The organism is Buttiauxella sp. B2 (assembly GCF_006376615.1).
In the GTDB taxonomy this organism is placed as follows: domain Bacteria; phylum Pseudomonadota; class Gammaproteobacteria; order Enterobacterales; family Enterobacteriaceae; genus Buttiauxella.
Map to the genome: position 1 here is coordinate 76,897 of NZ_VEXQ01000018.1, position 19,826 is coordinate 96,722.

Here is a 19,826-nt window from a genome sequence, read left to right on the forward strand (position 1 = left end):
TAGGATAGTGAATAATTAAACTCTCTGCATTTTCATGTTCATACGAGACAAGAAATAATATGAAAGAAATTCCTGATTTATTTAGTCGTTCTAAAGTGGATATTCAGAAGTTAATCGATTTTGGATTCCAGAAAAATGAAAGCAACTACACATACACAGTTGATCTGATTGAAAATCAGTTCACCATGACAGTAACGGTGACTCCACAAGGAGAGGTTTCAACAACGGTGGTGGATAAACCAACTGGTGAAGACTATGTGCTCCACCGTGTCGCGGCTGCAACAGGATCGTTCCTCGCAACGATTCGCGCGCAACACGATAAAGTGCTCCTTGAGATTGCGCATAAGTGTTTCGTTCCAGATGTTTTCAAGTGCCACATTACCCGGCAAGTCATTCAGTACATTAAAAATAAATATGGCGATGAGCTGGAATTTTTATGGCCACGCTTCCCTGATAACGCCATTTTCCGACGTAAAGATAATGCCAAGTGGTACGGTGCAATTTTAACAGTGGAGAATCAAAAATTAGGCCTGAAAGGTAATGACCGCATTGAAATACTCGATTTAAGAATGCATCCGGACAACATTACTCAACTCGTCGATGGGGAAAAATACTTCCCGGGTTTTCATATGAATAAAAAACACTGGATTACCCTACGTCTGGATGGATCGGTACCGGTTGAGGAGATCTTTATGAGAATTGATGAGAGTTTCATACTGGCAGATAAATAATGACTCACCCGCCAACAGTCGGGTGAGTTACCGTGATAAAACTTAAATAATACTGCCGCCTTTAGTTAAATCTTCACGGCGCTGCTCAGCTTCTGCTTTATGATGATGACCTTTCTGCGCAATGGCGATACGCAAACGCTGCTGCTGTGCAAAACGATCTTCGCGGCTTAGTTCGGTATCATCGCTAAGCTCAATCAATAATTCATTCATATGTTCGATAACATTTTCAGTCACCTTCGCATCTACGCGGGCAATAACGTCTTCAAGATGTGCCATAGCTTTCTCCTTACAATTCATACCGACACCCTAACCTTTTTGTACGTGGTAATGAATCAAATTATTCATTCGTACTTTTGGCAAAATGTATCTAAAGCTTTAGCTAACGCTGAAGGGTTTTCCCATGACATAGAATGCCCACAGTCTGACAAGACTTCTGTCGTAATGTTCAGGGCTTTAATTTGCTCGAAGTCGCTATCAGGTAACGATTCCTCACCAAATATTAGTGCTTTCGGTTTTCGTAACGCTGCAAAAATATCTAGCCAACTATTACCTTTTATCAGGCTATCAGCCCCTCGCCAGACAGCCCACGGGGCTGCAACAGCTAAACTTCCCGCCCACGGGCCACTTTCATCACTGACCATTGAATGATGAACGGTTGAGACATAATCCGCCTCGCTGGTGCTGCAAATTTGTCGGCTAAAGAACCCACCGCCTGGGTGAAAATTCGGTTCCGATACAACCAGCCCGCACAGGCCTCCCCCAAATAATTTCACCGCCTCAATACTAATACTTCCGCCCATGCTATGGCCGTAGATAAAGAACTTCTCTAATTTTAGATGTGAGATAAGTTCGGTAATCACCTGCGCCTGTTCGGTTATCGAATAGCAATAATCCTTTGGCTTTTCGCTGTATCCGAAACCTGGGAGGTCGATAAGAATAGCTCGTCGTCCGGCAAAGTTTTTATCGGTTACGACTCGCGGATATTCATAGGACGATGCGCAGCCAATACCATGCACAAAGACCAACGGTATGCCTGTTCCGGGCAGATCCAGCCAGCGAACGCGGCAGTTTGCTATAACGGAGAAAAACGATTCCATATTATTAATCTTCAGAACGAGGATGGGACGATACAACCAATATTTTATTCATATTGATACCGGTGACAGCAAAACCGTTAGTTTCATAGACTTGTCTGGCTCTCTGGTTATCAGCAGCCACCCGAAGTTTGATCTGGTTATAGCCTTCCTGAATTAGCCGCTCTTCCAAATATTTCATCGCCTCACTACCCAGTCCCAGGCCGCGAAATTTGGGAAAGAGATAAAAGTCGTTGATGTAAACGGATTTTAGTTCTGAGTCCGGCTTATACCATAGATAGCCAATATGCTGTTCTTCACCCAAGTGGGTTTGTGTAATGCATAACACAACCTGGCCGGCACTCTTTTCACCATCAGGAAAACTTGCCTCTGTCTCACGACGAGCTTGTAGCAAAGCATCCGTTTCCGATAGTCGATAATTACTGGTTATCTCACTTGCATAATCCGTAACGAAGTAATCAACAAAGGCCAAAAATTCATTGCTTAACATAGACCTGAACGTAACCATTTTTCATCCTTGTTCGTGTATTTGCCGAGTCCAAAATATGACGCATCCCAAATCAGGAAGCGTCAGTCGAGATTAATTCAATTTCGCTTTCGAGAAATCGCTGCCATTAAGGCTGACGCTATAACCCGTCACATTACTGCGAGTTGCGTAGAAGGTTTTACCGTTAGCCAGTGGTATCCACGGTGCTTGTTGATAAAACACTTCTTGCGCCTGCTCATAGAGTTTGGCGCGCGCTGCCGGGTCGCTGGTCAGTTTCGCTTTTTGCGTCAGTGCATCGTATTGCTTATCGCACCAGCGGGCGGCGTTCGAGCCACTTTGAATGCTGCCACAGCCGAGCAATGTATCGGCGAAGTTATCCGGATCACCGTTGTCGCTCATCCAGCCAAATAGCGCGGATGAGTGTTCGCCTTTACGCATACCGGACAAATACTCGCCCCACTCATAGGTGACGATTTTTGCGTTAACGCCCACCTTCGCCCAGTCGTTTTGAATCATTTCGGCGATACGTTTTGAATTCGGGTTATACGGGCGCTGCACCGGCATTGACCACAAATCAGTATCGAAGCCCTTTTCTAGCCCTGCCTGCTTAAGCAACGCTTTCGCTTTTTCAGGATCATAGCTGCGATCTTTCAGGTTTTTATCAAAGCCCATCATGGCTGGTGGAATCGGTGATTTTGCTACCGTGCCGGAACCCATAAATACCGCATTGATGATGGCTTGCTTATCCACGGCGTAGTTCAGCGCCTGGCGAACCAGTACATTATCAAAAGGTTTTTTGGTGGTGTTAAACGCCAGATAGCCGACGTTCAGCCCATCAACGGTATGCAACTGGAGGTCTTTGTTGGATTTTATGGCTTCAAACTGTACCGGTGCAGGTGCGGGGATAATCTGGCATTCGTTTTTCTGTAATTTTGCCATACGAGTCTGCACGTTTGGCGTAATAGAGAAAATCAGGTGTTTGGTTGGCACTTCGCCATTCCAGTAATTCGGGTTCGCCACATAACGAATTAACGAATCGACTTTGTATTCCTGCAACGCGTATGGACCGGTGCCGATAGGTGCGGTATCCACTTTTTCTGGCGTACCTGCTTTTAGCATGGCATCGGCGTATTGCGCCGAAAGAATCGAAGCAAAATCCATTCCCCAGTCGGCCAGGAACGCAGCGTTCGGCTCGCTCAGGGTAAACTGGACATGGTAATCATCCAGCTTTTTAACGTCGGTGATAAGCTTATCCAGCCCAACGTCATTGAAGTATTCATAACTCGCCTGCGACACGTTGTGATACGGGTTTTTTGGGTCTTTTTGGCGCATCACCGAGAAAACAACGTCATCGGCATTAAAATCACGCGTCGGTTTAAACACTTTATTGCTGTTGAATTTCACGCCTTTACGCAGGGTAAAGGTATACGTTTTACCATCTGGGCTAATTTCCCACGCGGTTGCCAGCGATGGCACCGGTAAGTTATCGTTTGGACGGAATTCCACCAGGCGGTTATACAGTGTTTGTGAACTCGCAACGAAGGTGGGACCGGAGCTGGCGATTTGCGGGTTGAAGGATTCTGGTGAGGCTTCGGAACAGTAAACCAGTGTGTTATTCGCGGCGGCGAATGCAGCTGTTGCGGGTAACAAGCTACTGAGCAGCAGCGCGAGAAGCGTTTTCCCTGTCGACATATTTTTGCCTTTTTATGCTTGCCAAATGAAAAGTGAAGTTATTATTTTCAGCATTAATAACAGCACAGCCCATCTTTTCAGGCAAATAACAAAAGGCTCTCAAGTTATTCAATAACAGCGAAATTTGTGTAGTTTTACGTCATTAACAGCACAATACCCCACCATTAGCATTTACAATAACGCAACAAACCGCTGCAAAATTGAACGTGCTTCTGGTGTATCAGTCACTTTCGCCAACAACACGTCGTGGTCTTTGCCTTTCATCGCCGCCCTTTCGCTGCGACTGGTAATGATTTTATTCATCACTGGGGCATTAAATTCCGGATGAAATTGCACCGAAAACGCCGTTGGCGAATAGCGGATTATCTGATGAGGATCGTGGCTGGATGCACCAAGCACCACGGCACCTGGCGGTAGTGTAAGCACGCTTTGTTCGTGACTTAAAAATGCTTCGAAGGTATTCGATAGACGGCTAAAAAACGGGTCGTTTTGCGCCATTGTATTTAGCGTGACCGCAATCTGCCCCACTTCGCTCCCCTGCGGGTGGTAATCCACCCTGCCGCCCAGCGCATACGCCATGAGTTGATGTCCATAACAAACACCGAGCAGCGGAATCCCCGCCTGAATAATTTCACGCGTCCATTCGGCGGTACGCTCACTCCATTCTTCATGATCGGTAACCATCGCCCACGAACCCGTAATTATCGCACCGCTAAAGGTTCCGGCAGCAGGTAGCGGCTCACCTTCAAACGGGCACACTACTTTAATCAAGCCAACATCACCCAGTGCTGCGTTAAACCACTGCGGCTGTTCACCGACAGCAATACGAATATCCTTGGGTGGATGGCCCATTTGTACCAGTAATAAAGGCAATTTCTCTGACATTTATTGAACGCCCCCAGAATTTTGGATAAGCCTAATCAGTAGCATAGAATCGCCGCCCGCCCCAAAGACTTAAGTGCAATCCGTCGATAATTGGAAAAAAGTGCCGCCTCTTCTGCCGTTTACTTGCCTAAAGAGTCAGTAAAATGGCAAGCGTGAAGATGGCTCATGCTGAGCCGGAAACAGCAGGATTAATGACGTGGCAAAAACATTATTGCGCAGCGGGTGCCTTGATGACTTCCTTTCGCTAGGCGAAAACGGGCAGACGGTGTTCGACTCAGCGCTACAAATTCGTGAAACATTACGTTTACGCAAACAGCAGGCGGTCGTCGATAGCCTGGCTATCCCTCAACCAAACGATGAAGGCGACAGGGTTGACTGGTACGCGCCATTTGAAGGCATGGTAGTCAGCTGGGCTGCAGCAAGTGATGAACAACGTAAAAAAGCCCTGCGCTATCTTGATAATTGCCAGGCGAACGTCGCTTCATTAATTCAGCGTTGCCAGCAGACAGAAAAAACGGCCATTCAGCTTTTTGGTTCGTTACTCGCCAATGCGTTGCAGTTTCCTGGTAGCCAGCATGTGTATCTGGTGGATGGCAAACCGGTGCTCACTTTTTGGGGTTTTGTGAACCTGAACAGTAGCGCCCATCCCTCACCGCTGGATTGCCTGCGCATAACCGAAGAACACGAACCGGTTATCGAGTTTATTCCTGAGCCGCCTCCTGCCACTCCACCAGTGGTACTGTTAAGCGAGCCGGATGAGCCACTTTATTCTATCGCCCCGAAAATTCCTGCTGCGCCGCAAATCGAATTGCCAGAATTGCAAGAGCCCACTCCGGAAGCCGCGCCTGAAATTAAGCCGGTGAAAAAACCTAAGCGTTGGCTATTGCCTGTCGCTGCGGCCATTGTTGCCTGCATCGCCGCCCCACTTGCTTATTACCTGGTATCGGCACCGCACGCAGAACCTTTAGCCCAGGCGCTTGTTGAAGTTAAACCGCAGCCGATTTCTCCGGCGGTGATTCAGGCAGAGCCTACCACCCATGTTTCCACGCTTCCGGTAAGCCCCGCATTGGTGGTTGAGCCACCGGCACCAGAACCAGAACGTGTTCCTGCCGTCACCACATCGCCTGTTAATGTACCGAAAGGCGCGCTGGTTTTACCTGCTGATGCGTTAAAAGCCGGTTCCACAAAATTCCTTAACGGCAACTGGCGTGTGGCAATCAACATTAAAGATTCAATTACTGGCAAACCACCGACTCTGCGTTATCAAATAACCAATAACAAAGGCAATGTACGTCTGGTGCATGGTGACAATATTGTCTGCAAAGCAGAAGTGTTCTCAGGACTTATGCAGTCCGGCACGTTGTTGATAAAAACCCGTGGTAATGCGCGTTGTAGCGATGGTTCACGTTACCCACTGCCGGAAATCTCCTGCAAACCGGGCGAGAACGATGTTGCACAGTGCAGTGGGCGCTACGAGGGTGACACCGTGGTTCCTGTGACATTTAAAAAAGTGAGTGATTAATCCATGTTTGCCACTCTGTATCCTTATAAGCCGAGCGTGACGCTCATTAAAGACAGCGGCATTCAGTTTCTGGATTTCGGTCTTGCTCCGCAGCCCAACGCTCCACATACCGGGCGCTTTGTGCGTAAAACGGCGAACGGCCCGCTGCTACGTCTTGATTATGATGTGGTGCCAGGGAAATTTACCCTGCCAGGAGACCAGGGCGCGTCTCCCGAAGTGGTTAAGCCGGAAAGCACCATTACGCTTGGTCATTCACTTAAATTGCTGGATAAAACCTGGTTGCCAGTCCCATTCCTGCGTTTTAACCCACCCCGCACGTTTGTTGGCGGCCCGGATAACTGGGCGCGGGTGCAGATTCGTTGCCTTGAAACGCCCGACCCCGCCGGAAACACCGTGCGGGTGACTATCGCACTGGATACAAAAATTCTCACTGAGGATAACCCTGCGGCCCCTCTCGCACCCACGCTGAACGACGTGCGTAACGGTGCGCGTTTTGCCCTGGCCTGGCAAAACGAAGAGATTAACGATTTTATCGATCAAACCTGGGTTGATGGATGGCTACGCGAAGTATTCACGCAATTCGCTACGCGCCATGAATCGCGCACTGAGCGTGAAATCAGCAATGCACTGAAAAGCTTCGAATATCAGGCGCATTATCTCAATATTATCGAGATGCTGGGCGCACAGCTTTCGGTACCGGAAGTGAAAATTGTCACTGCCACGCTGCAATCACCCGCAATCCCGGTTGATCTGGTACTTGATGTGGGCAACACCCACACTTGCGGCGTATTAATCGAAGATCACGGCGAAGCGAACGATGGCCTGCGCCAGACTGCCGAGCTACAAATTCGCTCGCTTAGCGAACCACAAACCATCAACGAAGCGATGTTCACCAGCCGCCTCGAGTTTTCAGAAGCTAAATTCGGCAAACAGCATTTTTCAGTAGAAAGTGGCCGCGATGATGCGTTTGTCTGGCCGTCAATTGCCCGTGTCGGCCATGAAGCTCGCGCTATGGCTTCAGCCCGATTAGGCACCGATGGCGCTAGCGGTATTTCCAGCCCGCGTCGTTATCTGTGGGATGAAACTCCGGCAAACCAGGACTGGCGTTTTAGCCAGATGGGTGTGAAAACGCAGCGCGAACCGCTGGCAACTGCATTCCCATTAATGAACCTGATGAACGACGATGGGCAACCGCTTTACTCGCTGCCACAGGAAGATCGTCTGCCGGTGTTCTCACCACAGTACAGCCGTAGTTCGCTGATGACTTTTATGCTTTGTGAACTGCTTGCGCAGGCGCTAATGCAAATTAACAGCGTCGGTTCGCGCCAGAGCATGGGCCATCTCAATGCACCTCGACAGCTGCGACACCTTATCCTCACACTCCCTTCTGCCATGCCAAAACAAGAGCGTGAAATCTTCCGCCAGCGTATGCAGGAGGCGGTTGGTCTGGTGTGGAAAGCCATGGAATGGCACCCCACAGACGAGGGTTTTACCAGCGAGCGTGATTTCCAAAGTAGCGTGGTTCCAGTGCCCGACGTGCAAATGGAGTGGGATGAAGCAACCTGTGGCCAACTGGTGTGGTTGTATAACGAAGCACTGGTTAATTATGCCGGGCAAACGGGTAATTTCTTCCGCAGCCTCGCCCGCCCAGACCGTAAATTAGCCGCTGATGAACTGCCAGGTAAAACGCTGCGCGTTGCATCCATTGATATCGGCGGCGGCACAACCGACATGGCTATCACGCAGTATCATCTTGATGATGGCGTGGGCAGCAATGTGAAAATCGCCCCGCGCTTACTGTTCCGCGAAGGCTTTAAGGTCGCCGGGGACGACATTTTGCTGGATGTCATTCAGCGCTGTGTGCTCCCTGCATTACAGGCACAAATTCATCAGGCAGGGGTTGTCGACACCGTTGGGTTGATGACCACGCTGTTTGGTGAGTCCGGGCGTATGGACACCCGTGGTACGTTGCGCCAGCAAACCGCGCTGCAACTGTTTATCCCCCTCGGCCACGCGGTGCTGTCGTGCTGGGAAAACAGCGATCCCGATGATCGCCACGCCACACTTGAAGCCACGATTGGCGAGCTGTTGACCCAACGTCCGACCCAAAACGTGATTAATTATGTTCAGCAAGCGGTGCAACATGCGCTGCCCGCCGATGCACCTGTGTTTGATTTGTTCAGTGTGCCGTTGCACGTAGAATTAGCAACGCTACAGGAAGCCTTGCTCGCCGGGCAATTTACCCTGAGCGCCCCGCTGCAAGCGTTGTGCGAAGTGATAAACCACTACTGTTGTGATGTGCTGTTGGTGACCGGGCGGCCTGGCTGTTTGCCTGGCGTTCAGGCATTACTTCGCTATCAACAACCGGTGCCGGTTAACCGCATCGTTTGGTTAGATAACTATCAAACTCATGAATGGTATCCGTTTAGCCAACAAGGGCGCATTGGTAACCCGAAATCGACTGCTGCTGTGGGTGCCATGTTGTGCAGCCTGGCCATGGATTTGCGTCTGCCTGGCTTTAACTTTAAAGCGTCCGACATTCAGGCTTATTCCACCGTGCGCTATCTGGGAATGCTGGACGGCAACAACACGCTGGTTGATAAAAACGTCTGGTATCGCGATATCGATCTCGACGATCCTAAATCCACGCTTGATACGCGTTTGCATTTCCCACTACGCGGCAATGCGTGCCTGGGTTTCCGCCAGCTTGATGATGCGCGCTGGCCTGCCACGCCACTGTACACCCTGGCGATAAACTCCGCCCAACTGGCAAAAGAGATTGCTGGTGAAGGCGTGCTGAACGTGCGCTTACAACAAACCCGTGAAGCCGATGCGTTTGTGCTGGCGCAAGCGTGGTTGCAGGACGGCAGCAAAGTACCACTCAGCCAGATAAGTTTTAAATTAAATACCCTGGCAGGAAGCTATAGCGGCGCCAGCCATTATTGGATTGACAGCGGGAGCGTGTATCAAAAATGAAGCCAATAACCTCAACACTGCACCCTTTAGTCGCCTGGATCCAACAGACTCGTGAGTCTGTGCCGCTGGTGGATAACGAAGCTGATGGTCTGTTGCAAAAACTAGCCGCACTTCAGAACAACCAGCAACAACTCGATTTACAGGCGGAGCAACCACTAACAATTGGTTTATACGGCCATTCAGTCGCGGGCAAACATCACTTGCTGGCTACGCTAACCGGCGATAACAACGGGCGCATTGATATTTCGCTCGGCGGAAAAGTGTTGGACTACCTGACACACATAAACCCCGGTCATGCGCCTACCGTCGCTGTACGTTTTACCCGTCGCGAACAGCCAACTGCGGAACATTACCCGTTGTTGCTAACCCTGTGCAGTGCAAGCGCACTCGCTCAACGGATGATTCGCCAGTATCACATCACATCGGCAGCACGTTTTGCGCAGTCAGACGTTATCGCAGCAAAACTCAAAGACTTGCAGGCTAAACGCCAGGCACAACCGATGCAGGGGCTGACACAGCTACAACTGACTGATATTGCAAAGACTTACCAACAAGTGGTTCGCCGTCAGTATCATCTGGATAACGCCTTATGGCAGCAAATGGCTGAGCTGCTGCCGTGGCTGACCAGTGCCGATCAAGCCTTATTACTCGCACCGCTGTGGGGCGACAACGCCACGATGACGGCCCGCTGGCAACACCTTGCTGAAACACTCAATCATCTGGGTTATGCCCACCAGGTTTTAGCCCCTGCCAGCCTGTTGGTGGATACGTTCCTGCTTCCGGTTGAGGGATTCCTGATTCCAGGCGAGCCGGACGAACCCGAAATGAACGCTGATGTAATGGTCTGTCCGTTAATCAAACAACAGCCGGGAACGCAAGTCAGTCTTGCACAGCGGGATTTGCAGCAACTGTGCGCTGAAATCACGCTAACGCTAAACCAGCAACCGCAGTTAGCGCAGGTCGATGTTATTGATATTCCCCTGCAACAACTTGATGACTACGCGCAGCGTCTGCAACCAGACAAACTGGTGGTATGTAACGCCGTAGCGGAACGTCGCGAAGTAAATGCCGCCGGTAAAATGTTGGCTTGTTGGGTAGATAAAACCCAGGCCAGCAATGCCACGACTCCCGGTTTGATTTGGGCAATTACCCCACGCGATGCGCGTTTTAACGGCACAAATCTGGATGATGGCGTGCAACGCGTTATCGGCCTGCCCGGTAAACGGTGGGGTACGTTACAAGCACTCGATAGCCGTAATATGCACCGCCTGCTGGAATGGCTGACAGATGCGCTGGTTCCGGCGCAACGTACACTGCGCATTGAAATGTTACAGGCAACGCTGAATGCCGAGATTAACGCCCTTTTCGCGCATATTCTCGAAGAAGAAAACCTCACACCAGAACGCGCGCGTTCGAGAGCCGAAGATCTGGTGCGTGCGTTGCAATCCCATGCCGCGCAGCATGGCGAATTACTTGCCAGCTTGCTTCCGGAACGCCATGCGTTACAGCAATGCTGGCTGAATTATCAGCAATTTCATCATCAGCAACCTGCCGATTTTAATCTTGATATCGACCTGTTCGCCGAAGAAGAAAGCAATGAACCACAGGCTCGCTCCGCTAACAGTTTTGCAAGCGTTGTCCATTTGCTGTGGATTAACCATTTACGCCAGTTAGCCACACGCCGTGAAATCGCTCATCTTTCAGGGCTGGACAACACTCAACTCCAGGCGCTGTGCCAGTTGCTGATTGTCGTCAGTTATCGACTGAAATTACCTGAACAACTGGAATCGGCATTACGCCACTGCGACGGCAGCATGGCGCAGGAAATTTCCTGTGTTAGCGCGGTGCTGGGCGATTTTGTCAGTTGGTTAGGATACGCACATATTGAGCCTTCTTTGCGCCCGGCAAGCCGCGTAAACAAAGGCTCACCGGTATTTGCCCCGCAAAAACAAGCGACAGCCAGCACACGCCTGGTTCATTTAGGCGAACAACCCACGCGCGGCAACACGTTATATGTTTATGACTGGCTGGTTGCGTTATATACCCGCGCGGTTGAAAACATCGGTTATCGCCATCCGTTGGATGTGACCGTCGCGCAAAGAGAGGCTTTGCAGGGATTATTGGTTTCCCAGGTCGGATTAGCGTAAACGACAATCCGACATTACCGACTTATAACCCGAATGAATGCCCCTCGCCTTGCCATCCCGTCGTTTGCAGAAATTGCTCCCAGGTCAAAGCGTGAGGGTTGACCTGGCGGCTCCACTGCAAATCGCGATCTTTACGGTAGTAACCATATTCCACCGCATATTCCGCCATACCAATAATCTCCTCCACCAATCCCCCCATCTGCGCAAATGAAGGGAAGTGTTGCATTATTTCCTGGCGCGTTACTGCTGAGCTATAAATCGCTTTTTTACCGGTAATGCGGCTAAAAGTTTCAACTATCTCTTTGGGTGAAATCATTTCACCGATGACTGGCAAAGAGCAGCCTGCGTATTTTTCCTGATGATTAAAAATCTCTAAAACTGCCGGACCGGTTGCAGTCAGCGGGTCAACAAAAGGCGCACGAAAATCTTCCGGCAAATAGACAGGAAACACGAACGTGTCGTCTTTAATGCGTGGTTGATAATATTCGAGCAGATTGGTGTAGAAAAATGCCATATAGATGAAGGAGCTAGTGACGGGTAGCGTGCGGATATATTCCTCGACCCGGCCTTTATCAGTAAAGTGCGGAACCCATTTCTTGCCTTCGGTGATTTTATCAACATTTTCAAGACTGGTGAAAACAAGATGCTGCACGCCCGCTTCAACTGCCGCATCGGCTATCTGTTTGCCTAATTCTGTTTCGTGTGTTTGAGCGTGGACAGCCTCCGGCGTGATACCGGGTGTCATCATAAACACGCCATGTGCTCCTTTAAACGCCTGAATAAAATCCGCTTTATGCCCTAACTCCAGCGGTACAGCCATGAGTTGCGCGCCTAAACTCGCAAGCTCCTGGGCTTCGGGGGAATCAATCCGACGCGTTAATGCGCGGACATCATAGTGCTGGCTTTTCAACAGCGAGCGCACAACGCTACGCCCCTGCTTGCTGAGTGCGCCGACCACGGCGATAAGGGGTTTATTGTTCGCTGACATGGTTTTATTCCTGACGTTCTGAAGGTTGAGCTTGAATTATCAGCAGCCGTGAGCAATAAGAGAAATCGATTATTTTATATTAAGGAATCCATCAGATGGATACCATGAGGCTCGATTTAAACCTGTTACTGACTCTCGAAGCGTTGCTCACGGAACAAAATGTGACAAAAGCAGCAGCAAGATTGCATCTCAGCCAACCTGCCGTCAGCGCGCAACTTAACCGTCTGCGGGATATGTTTGATGATCCTTTGTTAATTCCAGCAAGACGAGGAATGACGCCAACAGCCAAAGCCCTTGAGTTGTTGGCACCGCTGCGCGAATCGCTGGAGCAACTCCGCCAGACCTTGCATTCACACCAGGATTTTTATCCTGAACGGGCAAATATGACCGTCACGATTGCGTGTACCGACTACACTCAGGCCGCAATCGTGATGCCGCTGGTTGTGGCTCTACGCAAAAAAGCGCCGGGGGTACGCATTGCTGTGCGGCATTTTAACCCTGCACTCTATGAGCAACAGTTGGCGAGCGGCGAAGTCGATATCGCCCTTGCTGCACCAGACGCTTCCAAATCCCATCTAAGAACCTGCCATTTATTTGATGAGACGTATGTATTAATTGGCCGGCGGGGCCATCCTTTGCTGCAAAAAAACCTGCCTATTGAAACGTTTGTCCAGCTCGAACATGTCATTGTTTCTCCAGGCGGAGGCAGTTTTACGACACCGATAGACGACGCACTAGCAACGTTTGGGTATAAACGTAATGTCGTTATGTCAGCCGCAACATTTTTATTTGTTCCTCAAATTGTCTCAATGAGTGACCTTGTGGGCCTGGTTCCAAAGCGGCTAATGCAAGTGAAGCCGGAACAACTCACCGTGATTGAACTACCCTGGCTTGCGGAACAATTTGACGTAAGCCAGGTGTGGCACGAGCGCAGCCATGGGCATGCTGGACACCGTTGGATTAGAGACTTAATTGTCGAATTACAACTTTGAAAGCCCCGTAATTCTGACTACACTCGATGGCACCTTAACATTTCAATAACAAAAGAGGTGTCACATGCCGCACACATCCCCTGTCTCTATTTCTATGTTAATCAATGGACTGTCTGTTGATGCTCAAAACCAGGCAACGTTTGAACGCCGCAACCCACTCGATGAACACGTTGCCACGATAGCCCCTGCGGCCACCGTCATTGATGCACGCGCAGCGGTAGATGCAGCAAGCCAGGCTTTTGTGAGTTGGTCGCAAACTGGGCCAAACCAACGCCGCGCTTTACTGCTTAAAGCCGCCGATGCTCTGGAATCAAAGCAAGCAGCGTTTGTTGCGGCAATGACCGCAGAAACCGGTGCATCGACACAATGGGCTGAATTTAATGTGCACTTAGGTGCGGGATTGCTGCGTGAAGCTGCCGCACTCACCACACAAATTAACGGTGAAGTTATCCCCTCTGATGTACCCGGAAACCTGGCAATGGCCATTCGCCAACCTGCGGGTGTGGTATTGGGTATGGCACCGTGGAATGCGCCGATTATCCTCGGTGTGCGTGCTATCGCCACACCGCTGGCGTGCGGAAACTGCGTGGTGCTAAAAGGTTCTGAAATCTCACCCGCGACACATGGTTTGATTATTGATGCCCTTAGCGAGGCGGGATTCCCGGCGGGGGTAGTTAATTTCGTGACCAACGCGCCGCAAGATGCCGCCGCAGTTGTTGAAGCTATGATTGCGCATCCGGCAGTGCGCCGCGTGAACTTCACCGGTTCGACGCACGTCGGGCGGATTATTGCGCAAACCTGTGCGCGTTATCTGAAGCCGGTGATATTGGAACTGGGCGGTAAAGCGCCATTGTTGGTTTTGCATGATGCTGATGTTGAATTAGCCGTAAACTGCGCAGCCTTTGGGGCTTTCGCCAACTCAGGGCAAATCTGCATGTCGACCGAGCGCATTGTAGTGGACGAACGTGTTGCCGATGAGTTTGTGGCGAAATTTGCCGCCAAAGCGGCCAGCTTGCCGTGCCGTGACCCACGCGTTGGCCCTACTGTTTTGGGTTCCGTTGTTGATGTGCAGACGGTTTCGCGCTGCAATGACTTGATTGATGATGCGCTGGCCAAAGGTGCAAAACTGGTTGCTGGCGGCAAAGCAGACTCAATATTAATGCCCGCCACGGTGCTGGATTTTGTCACCAATGAAATGCGTATTTATCACGAAGAATCCTTTGGCCCGGTAAAAGGCATAATCCGAGTGAAAGATGATGAGGAAGCCATCGCTGTTGCGAATGACAACGAGTTGGGACTTTCTGCGGCAGTATTCAGCCGTGACGTGGCGCGGGCGTGGAATATTGCCAGCCGTATTCAAAGCGGGATTTGCCACATCAACAGCCCAACGGTACACGATGAAGCACAAATGCCATTTGGCGGCGTCAAAGACTCCGGCTATGGGCGTTTTGGTGGGCTTGCGGGAGTCCGTGAGTTTACCGAACTACGTTGGATAACCATGCAAACGCAGCCACGTCCGTTACCGTTCTAATAAGCTGAAACCGGCCTGAATTAACGGACATTTTTCGGCAAACAGCCATAGTGTTGCCGAAATTTGGCGGTGAATCGCGAACTGGAAAGATACCCACAGCGCGAAGGACATACGTAAGAATCTGGTAGGTGGCATTTACTTTTGTTTTCTGCCAGGATTTGCGCATTCATCAACCAACTGAATATAAGGAGGATCCCATGCTGTTTTGTGAAATGTTGTTTATTTCGCAGACTTTTGGTGATCGCCATAGCTCAAGCGTTATCGATATCGCACTGCGATAGCCCTGCTTGAGCGAAGCTAACTGAATCCCTTCCCTCGGGCTTACCGGGTTATCGTCAGCCATATTTGACGAGGCGTTTTAACGCCTGTAACTCTTGAGTAAGCAACAATGAGCACATTATTAACCGCACAATCTCTTAGCCTTGATACCGCATTTGGCCCACTACTGGCAGATATAACCTTTACGCTGAAAAAAGGTGATCGCCTGGGTTTAATCGGCCACAACGGCTGCGGAAAAAGTACCCTTCTTAAATTGCTCGATGGCACTATTTCTGCAAATAGTGGCAGCGTGACGCGTGCGCATCACTGTCTGTTGGCGCGAGTCGAACAGCATCTACCTGAAGATTTGCATACGCTAACGTTGCTCGATGCGGTAATGGCACGCCTTAGTGACGCGCAACAACACACTGAAGGATGGCGAGCACAAGCATTACTTGCCAGCATGGGGTTTGACGAAACCGCATGGCAACTCACCGCCGGCACACTCAGTGGTGGGCAACACACGCGTTTATTACTGGCGCGAGCGTTAATTACCCAGCCGGATCTTTTGCTACTGGACGAACCCAGCAACCACCTCGATTTACCGACCTTGCTATGGCTGGAGCAATTCTTACGCAACTGGAGCGGCAGCTTTGTGCTGGTTTCTCACGATCAACACCTGTTGGATAACGTGACCAATGGGACGTGGATCCTGCACGACTACGGGTTGAGTTTCTTCCAGCTACCCTGTTCTGCGGCACGCGCTGCGTTGGTTGAACGTGATAAAACCGATGCACATCGTCATCAGGCAGAGCAAAAGGAAATCGACCGAATTTCTGCCAGTGCCAAACGTTTGGCAACCTGGGGGCGAGTCTACGATAACGAAGACCTTGCCCGCAAAGCGAAGCAAATGGAAAAACGCGTAGACAAGTTAAAGGACAACCAGACGGAACTCAGTGCTGCGAATCTGTGGCAGTTGATTCTTAAAGGCGAGGCCTTACCTGCAGATCGTTTGCTGGAAATAGAGAACCTGGCAGTAAGCCCAGCACCTGAATGCCCGCCGCTGTTCAACCTGCCGATACAGCGTCTGAAAAGTGGTGATCGGGTAGCGATAATCGGACGCAACGGTTGTGGAAAATCTTCTCTGTTACGCCTGCTGTGGCAGCACTATCAGCAACAGCAGGATGAAACAGCTATACGCCTTCATCCCCGTGTCGATATGGGTTATTACGACCAGACGCTACACCAATTACGCGATGGCGATACGCTGCTTGAAGCGCTAGAACCTTTCGCGGCGTTGACCGAACGTGACCGCAAAATGGCGTTAATCAGCGCCGGTTTTGTCTGGCTGCGCCACGGGCAAACGGTTAGCACATTGAGCGGCGGCGAGCGTTCGCGTCTGTTATTTGTTGGGCTGACGCTTGCGCGTTATTCGCTATTGCTACTTGATGAGCCAACCAACCACCTGGATATGGAAGGCAAAGAAGCGCTGGCGGACACGCTGCAAAACTACGCAGGAGGCGTGTTGCTGGTGACGCACGACCGCACGTTGATCGCTAAAAGCTGTAACCGCTTCTGGCTGATTGATAATGGTGAATTGAGTGAATGGCATTCTCTGGAAGGGTTGTATGCACAATTGACGGGTGAAAATCCGCAAATTACACCGCCTTCCCGGCAAACAGAACTCATGTCTTGTGTCGTCCACAGTGAAACAGATGCCTGGCTTGAACGGTTGGTAAAACTGGAGGAAAAACTTGCACAAGATTTATCACGCAAGCAAAGCCATCAGAAACCAGCCCTACAGCAGCAATGGCGCAAAGAGATAGAGATGCTTAATCAGCGGCTTGAACAGGAGTAATACCCTGCCCGTGGCACTGTTACAGTGTCACGGGATTATCAAACGCTTTACTCAGGCTGTGCAGCTCAACACGCTCGCGCAGCCCTTCTCGCCAGAATGGATCCTGCAAATAGCACACGTGCGCCTCGGCAAAAGAGTCAACTTCCACCAACCAGCATGCGCCATCAGGGGTATCACAATCTTCAGTTCGTAAAGATCCGGCGATTTTGATAACCGATTGATGACGAGCCAGCCAGTCGAGATGTGCAGGTAGCCAACGTTGTCGTAGCGACAGACAATCGGGTTTGTCATAAAAACGTAGCATAAATAGCATGTTAACCTCAGCGTAAATGCTGAAACTGAAGTGAACGGTAGATGTCGATTACGCTAATCCACCGTACGAAACCCCATCATCTAGCTTCTTTTGTCGCCCAGGTTAACGCTTACGACACCCCGGAAAGCTGAAGTGATACCTAAAATGTAGCCCAGTTATCGTCTTCGTCTATCACTGCTTTGGCGGTCTTCACGATGCTTTTTGGCTTTTGCGGTTGAGTTTTAACAACAGCAGGTTGATGGCTTAAACGGAATGTGCCAACTGCCGCCGTTAAACGCGCCGCCTGTTGTTCAAGCGAAACTGCTGCCGCAGAGGCTTCTTCAACCAGTGAAGCGTTCTGCTGGGTGACGTTATCCATTTCGTTTATTGCCAGCCCGACTTGTTCAATGCCACGGCTTTGCTCATCCGAAGCGGCGGCAATTTCTTGCATGATATCGGTAACACGGCGTACTGCGCCGACGATCCCCGTCATGGTTTCACCCGCATGCGCGACTTGCTTCGAACCGTTATCAACCAGTGATACCGACTCGCTGATTAATCCTTCAATTTCTTTAGCTGCTTGTGCACTGCGTTGCGCCAGTGTGCGCACTTCTGTTGCAACCACAGCAAAACCTCGGCCTTGCTCGCCCGCTCTTGCGGCTTCCACTGCGGCATTCAAAGCCAGAATGTTGGTCTGGAAAGCAATGCTGTTGATGACCGCGGTTATCTCAGAAATTTTCTTCGAGCTGGCGGAGATATTGTTCATGGTGCTCACCACACCGGAAACAATTCGCCCGCCATCGCTGGCTTTGTGGGACGCTTCTTGCGCAAGTTTTGTGGCGTGATGGGCGTTATCCGCATTCTGTTTCACCGTGGCGGTTAACTGCTCCATGCTGGCGGCTGTTTCCTCAAGCGCTGCGACTTGTTGCTCGGTGCGCGATGATAAATCAGTATTTCCGGCCGAGATTTCACTGGTCCCCTGATAAATTGCCTCCGCCCCCATGCGTACTTCTCCGACTGTCGTCACCAGCGAGGCCTGCATATCCTGCAAGTTCTGGTTAAGTTTGCCGATTTCACTGTTACCAAATGCCTGTGGCGCCAGGGTTAAGTCCCCTTTTGCGATATGTTCGATACGCGTTACCGCTTGTTGCAGCGGTTGAACAACTACGCGACGCAACACCACAAAAGTAAAGACAGTCAGGAACAACGCCAGCAAAAAGGCCCCTGCCATCAGCATCACACTGAAATGCGCCCGCAGCTGAGCTTGTTCTTTAAGGGCTTCAGCACGTTCGGTACGAATCTGCGCCGCCTGTACTAAAACGTTGGTGTAATCGGCATCTAGCTTGCGCGCTTGTTCATTTTCATGATTGATGATGGCTTCAAACATGCCGTTTTTGGCATATTTCATCATCGGCAGCATGCCTTGATTCAGGTACTCATCAAAGCGTGCGCGCAACTGGTTATCCAGCGCTTCACCCTCTGCAACCTTATCTGCACGCGCCATATAAATGTCGAAGCTAGTCTGCGCTTGTTTAATCAGCCTGTCGGCTTCACCGATATTAAATTTCATATCATCCATATCAGCCACGCGCCCTGCTGCACCCGCATGAATGATGTTCAATCGTGCACTGCGCAGATTGGCCGAGCTATCAGAAAGACCGATACGCACCTGGATTTCGTTAGTAACGTCTTGCAGCGCTTTGTCACTTTGAATCAAAAAGTAGCTTGCCAGCCCGACGCACAGGGCAAACAAAACTAAGATCCCAACCAGAATAGAGGTAAACAGCGGCACCAACCGAATATGGTGCCAGAAGCGAACAGCCCCCTGCGGGGAGATTTTTTTAATGGCCATGTCCTTGGTTTCTCTTTTTGTAAAAAGGGTTTCTGTAAAAGGGTCATCGGCCTTGAGAAACAAAAGGTTGAACACAAAGTTGTGGTTTTGTGGCGGGGTTAACAAATCAGTGATGAAAAGATAATGAGCCGAAAATAACATTAGCCAAAATATCGCCCCTGTATCGGATGTGATCTTCCCCATCCACAATGGGCACCGACCTGAGCGAGGTTCTGGTTTTCAAATAGATTAGAACTCATGCCGCCACAGGCACTGTGACGGCATGAGTGATGACAGTCTCGTGCAATGTAACCCAGTATTAATCCATCAATTCAAACGACAGATTGGCTTCATTACTTTGACTGCGGGTAACGCGGGCATCACTGTCCGTTAATACAGGTTCAATTTCCAGGCGTGCATTGAATACCTTTCCTTGTGCCAGCGTATTGCCTGTAACAGGAGAAAACATGGCGCCAGGAAGGAGCGTCAGGGTGCTTCCCGGTGCGCTCAGTAAACCTCCTGACTGCGACGTCAACGCCACC

Annotated in this window: 16 protein-coding genes and 1 pseudogene; 7 read left to right on the forward strand and 10 right to left on the reverse strand. The window is 50.4% G+C overall.

Annotated elements, in window-relative coordinates:
• Positions 1–59: 59 nt before the first annotated feature.
• Entirely contained in the window at positions 60–731 is a 672-nt protein-coding gene (locus FH968_RS17940; protein ID WP_139882070.1) for an MmcQ/YjbR family DNA-binding protein, read from the forward strand.
• 42 nt (positions 732–773) lie between these two features.
• Here FH968_RS17940 and FH968_RS17945 read toward each other — a convergent pair whose 3' ends face one another.
• From FH968_RS17945 to FH968_RS17965, 5 genes are all read right to left on the reverse strand, one after another.
• Positions 774–1,007 (reverse strand): DUF2526 family protein, encoded by a 234-nt coding sequence (locus tag FH968_RS17945; protein WP_139882072.1) that lies wholly within the window; start codon positions 1,005–1,007, stop codon positions 774–776.
• A gap of 65 nt (positions 1,008–1,072) precedes the next feature.
• Positions 1,073–1,828: an alpha/beta fold hydrolase gene (locus FH968_RS17950; protein ID WP_139882074.1), complete on the reverse strand. Its 756-nt coding sequence runs from the start codon at positions 1,826–1,828 to the stop codon at positions 1,073–1,075.
• Positions 1,829–1,832: 4 nt separating this feature from the next.
• Entirely contained in the window at positions 1,833–2,333 is a 501-nt protein-coding gene (locus FH968_RS17955; RefSeq protein WP_139882086.1) for an N-acetyltransferase, read from the reverse strand.
• Between the two features lie 72 nt (positions 2,334–2,405).
• Positions 2,406–4,004 carry an ABC transporter substrate-binding protein gene (locus FH968_RS17960; RefSeq protein WP_139882088.1) on the reverse strand — a complete coding sequence of 533 codons (1,599 nt, stop codon included), beginning with the start codon at positions 4,002–4,004 and terminating at the stop codon, positions 2,406–2,408.
• Positions 4,005–4,175: 171 nt separating this feature from the next.
• Positions 4,176–4,889 carry a glutamine amidotransferase gene (locus FH968_RS17965; RefSeq protein WP_139882090.1) on the reverse strand — a complete coding sequence of 238 codons (714 nt, stop codon included), beginning with the start codon at positions 4,887–4,889 and terminating at the stop codon, positions 4,176–4,178.
• A 196-nt stretch (positions 4,890–5,085) separates the two neighbouring features.
• Here FH968_RS17965 and FH968_RS17970 point away from each other — a divergent pair, with 196 nt between their 5' ends.
• From FH968_RS17970 to FH968_RS17980, 3 genes are read left to right on the forward strand one after another with little or no spacing between them, the layout of a single operon-like run.
• Complete coding sequence (locus FH968_RS17970; RefSeq protein WP_139882092.1) at positions 5,086–6,411, forward strand: SrfA family protein; 1,326 nt, start codon at positions 5,086–5,088, stop codon at positions 6,409–6,411.
• Between the two features lie 3 nt (positions 6,412–6,414).
• Positions 6,415–9,387 (forward strand): virulence factor SrfB, encoded by a 2,973-nt coding sequence (locus FH968_RS17975; protein ID WP_139882094.1) that lies wholly within the window; start codon positions 6,415–6,417, stop codon positions 9,385–9,387.
• Positions 9,384–11,534 (forward strand): virulence factor SrfC family protein, encoded by a 2,151-nt coding sequence (locus tag FH968_RS17980; RefSeq protein ID WP_139882097.1) that lies wholly within the window; start codon positions 9,384–9,386, stop codon positions 11,532–11,534. Before FH968_RS17975 ends, FH968_RS17980 begins: the two co-directional genes overlap by 4 nt.
• Positions 11,535–11,556: 22 nt before the next feature.
• On the opposite strand, the gene FH968_RS17985 is transcribed toward FH968_RS17980, so the two are convergent.
• A complete protein-coding gene (locus tag FH968_RS17985) occupies positions 11,557–12,522 on the reverse strand; it encodes an NmrA/HSCARG family protein (protein ID WP_139882099.1) in 966 nt (321 codons plus the stop codon).
• 95 nt (positions 12,523–12,617) lie between these two features.
• On the opposite strand from FH968_RS17985, the gene FH968_RS17990 reads away from it, so the two are divergent.
• Together FH968_RS17990 and FH968_RS17995 are read left to right on the forward strand one after the other, a co-directional pair.
• Positions 12,618–13,514: a LysR family transcriptional regulator gene (locus FH968_RS17990; protein ID WP_139882101.1), complete on the forward strand. Its 897-nt coding sequence runs from the start codon at positions 12,618–12,620 to the stop codon at positions 13,512–13,514.
• Between the two features lie 64 nt (positions 13,515–13,578).
• Entirely contained in the window at positions 13,579–15,045 is a 1,467-nt protein-coding gene (locus FH968_RS17995; protein ID WP_139882103.1) for an aldehyde dehydrogenase, read from the forward strand.
• Positions 15,046–15,065: 20 nt separating this feature from the next.
• Here the strand turns inward: FH968_RS17995 and FH968_RS18000 are convergent.
• Positions 15,066–15,146: pseudogene (locus FH968_RS18000) on the reverse strand (AraC family transcriptional regulator); the annotation flags it as partial.
• A 287-nt stretch (positions 15,147–15,433) separates the two neighbouring features.
• On the opposite strand from FH968_RS18000, the gene FH968_RS18005 reads away from it, so the two are divergent.
• On the forward strand, positions 15,434–17,161 hold the full coding sequence (locus FH968_RS18005; protein ID WP_139882105.1) for an ABC-F family ATP-binding cassette domain-containing protein: 1,728 nt from the start codon (positions 15,434–15,436) through the stop codon (positions 17,159–17,161).
• 19 nt (positions 17,162–17,180) lie between these two features.
• Here FH968_RS18005 and FH968_RS18010 read toward each other — a convergent pair whose 3' ends face one another.
• From FH968_RS18010 to FH968_RS23690, 3 genes are all read right to left on the reverse strand, one after another.
• Entirely contained in the window at positions 17,181–17,474 is a 294-nt protein-coding gene (locus FH968_RS18010) for a YciI family protein (protein WP_139882107.1), read from the reverse strand.
• Positions 17,475–17,613: 139 nt separating this feature from the next.
• Positions 17,614–19,305 (reverse strand): methyl-accepting chemotaxis protein, encoded by a 1,692-nt coding sequence (locus tag FH968_RS18015; protein ID WP_139882109.1) that lies wholly within the window; start codon positions 19,303–19,305, stop codon positions 17,614–17,616.
• A 298-nt stretch (positions 19,306–19,603) separates the two neighbouring features.
• Positions 19,604–19,826 (reverse strand): hypothetical protein (locus FH968_RS23690; RefSeq protein ID WP_223271338.1); only part of this gene is annotated, 223 nt, incomplete at its 5' end.

Excerpts from the sequence above, each read along its gene's own strand:
- FH968_RS17945 (WP_139882072.1), bottom strand. The coding sequence starts at position 1,007 with ATGGCACATCTTGAAGACGTTATTGCCCGCGTAGATGCGAAGGTGACT.
- FH968_RS17965 (WP_139882090.1), bottom strand. The coding sequence starts at position 4,889 with ATGTCAGAGAAATTGCCTTTATTACTGGTACAAATGGGCCATCCACCC.
- FH968_RS17985 (WP_139882099.1), bottom strand. The coding sequence starts at position 12,522 with ATGTCAGCGAACAATAAACCCCTTATCGCCGTGGTCGGCGCACTCAGC.
- FH968_RS18005 (WP_139882105.1), top strand. The coding sequence starts at position 15,434 with ATGAGCACATTATTAACCGCACAATCTCTTAGCCTTGATACCGCATTT.
- FH968_RS18010 (WP_139882107.1), bottom strand. The coding sequence starts at position 17,474 with ATGCTATTTATGCTACGTTTTTATGACAAACCCGATTGTCTGTCGCTA.
- FH968_RS17960 (WP_139882088.1), bottom strand. The coding sequence starts at position 4,004 with ATGTCGACAGGGAAAACGCTTCTCGCGCTGCTGCTCAGTAGCTTGTTA.
- FH968_RS17950 (WP_139882074.1), bottom strand. The coding sequence starts at position 1,828 with ATGGAATCGTTTTTCTCCGTTATAGCAAACTGCCGCGTTCGCTGGCTG.
- FH968_RS18015 (WP_139882109.1), bottom strand. The coding sequence starts at position 19,305 with ATGGCCATTAAAAAAATCTCCCCGCAGGGGGCTGTTCGCTTCTGGCAC.
- FH968_RS17995 (WP_139882103.1), top strand. The coding sequence starts at position 13,579 with ATGCCGCACACATCCCCTGTCTCTATTTCTATGTTAATCAATGGACTG.
- FH968_RS17975 (WP_139882094.1), top strand. The coding sequence starts at position 6,415 with ATGTTTGCCACTCTGTATCCTTATAAGCCGAGCGTGACGCTCATTAAA.
- FH968_RS17955 (WP_139882086.1), bottom strand. The coding sequence starts at position 2,333 with ATGGTTACGTTCAGGTCTATGTTAAGCAATGAATTTTTGGCCTTTGTT.
- FH968_RS17940 (WP_139882070.1), top strand. The coding sequence starts at position 60 with ATGAAAGAAATTCCTGATTTATTTAGTCGTTCTAAAGTGGATATTCAG.
- FH968_RS17980 (WP_139882097.1), top strand. The coding sequence starts at position 9,384 with ATGAAGCCAATAACCTCAACACTGCACCCTTTAGTCGCCTGGATCCAA.
- FH968_RS17990 (WP_139882101.1), top strand. The coding sequence starts at position 12,618 with ATGGATACCATGAGGCTCGATTTAAACCTGTTACTGACTCTCGAAGCG.